The 1798-nt window shown below is 40.7% G+C and carries 1 protein-coding gene; it reads right to left on the reverse strand.

The window, feature by feature from the left end; genetic code table 11:
* A partial coding sequence (locus M1F65_RS09940) for a GbpC/Spa domain-containing protein (RefSeq protein WP_282184217.1) occupies positions 1-1798 on the reverse strand: 1798 nt, incomplete at both ends.

Below are 1798 nucleotides of genomic sequence, written 5' to 3' on the forward strand. Positions count from 1 at the left end.
TTGGCTCTTCTGGTTTTGATGGCTCCGGTTGATCTGGAGTTTTTACCGGTGGAGTTGGCTCATTTTCGTAGTTTGGTACTACTGGAGCTGGTTCCAGTGGTTTCTCTACTTCATAAGTAGGAGCTTGTGGTGCAGTTGGTTCTACTGGCGGAGTTGGTTTTTCTAATGTGATGGTTGGCAAATTAGTTGCTCGAACATTTCCGTTAATCGCAAACCAAATATTTGGCTTTTTGGGAGATAATTTCTCTGCTCTACGTGGATCATTCGCTGCAGGCTGTCCCAACACTTCTGAAGACGAAATTGTTCCGATAGTCATACTATTTGAAGGACCTGAGATTTCCACTGCTCCCGCACCATACCAAGAGTTTGGTGCATCTGCATTATCCCAACCAGAATCTGGTTGACTATTCTTATACATGGTGAAGCGGGAACCACCAACTCCTTTTTTGAAGTTTTCAGATTCTGTCGCATAAATTTGGCCGTTCTTTTCACCAACTGAAGAACCCGAAATTTTGATGAAATTCCCAGTATAATCTTTAGCCATCTCGATTGAGTTTGCTTCGCGGTTAAGAGACGCTACAGACATCAAGGCCTTGTCAAAATTAATAATTTGACCATCTTCATCATAGAATTGAAACTCAGTCTTAACGAAGAGAGAGGTAGCATCTTCTGTATTACCAGTATAAGCCGAAGCGAAAACCCCCATCGTTGGGTCTTTAAAAATTCCCAACCAAGCCTTATCATTGCGGAACTTGGAACTAGGATCAAGAGTATAAGTATAGACGATTTTAGAAACTTTTTTCCCTTGATAGTAAGTCCCCTGAAGATTCGTATAAGTTGCTGTTGCAGACTGACCTCGTTTCAGCAGGACTGAAGACCATTCAGTTGGTCCCTTACCACTTGTTACATTTGAATTGTACTCAGAATACTTACCGACTGTACCAAAGCTTTCCTGTTTGTTTGTCTGGTAGTTAGCATTTTGAATGTCTGTTACTTTAAAGTTATCCAACTGGAAGAGTTTATTGGCAAATTCTGCAGTATTCTTCACAGCTGCTTCCATGCCAGTATAGCTAACAAATTCACCAGTTGTAGTCAATGAAAGTTCAGCATTAGGCTCCGATTTGAAAATCAAACTTTGAGCACTTGGGCGACTCAAGTTTCCATCTTCATTCTTCTTTGATTCTGCTAAAGCCATAGCTGCCTTAATTTTAGCCTGCTCATCTTTATAAGCCTGCAACTTAGCCGGATACTCAGCCAACTCTTTCTTATATTTGGCAAGATCAGCTTCATATTTAGCTAATTTTGCTTCATAGTCAGTTTTAGCCGCGGCATTCCGTTGCTTGATTTCTTCGTTTTCAGCTTGGAGCGCTGCATTTTTAGCTGTGTTTTCTTCAACAGCCTTCTCATAAGCTGCTTTAGCATCAGCATTTGCCTTTTGAACACGAGCTAGTTCTGTCTGATAAGCCGCTAACTTAGTTTGGTAGTCTGTTTCGTTAGCTGCATTCGCTTGTTTGACTGCTGCCAAGTCTTTTTCGTATTGTGCTATTTTAGCCTCATAAGTTGCCTTGGCTGTTTCATTTCGTTGTTTAATAGCTTCATTTTCAGCTTGGATAGCATTGTTTTTAGCTGTGTTTTCTTCAACAGCCTTTTCATAGGCTATTTTTGCATCAGAATTAGCCTTTTGAACACGTGCCAATTCTGTTTGATAAGCTGCTAATTTAGCTTGATAATCAGCATCATTATCCTCTTTAGCTTTCTTAATAGCTGCAAGGTCTGCTTCATACTGCTTCATCGCTGC

The organism is Streptococcus oralis (genome assembly GCF_023109195.1).
Classification (GTDB): domain Bacteria; phylum Bacillota; class Bacilli; order Lactobacillales; family Streptococcaceae; genus Streptococcus; species Streptococcus oralis_BV.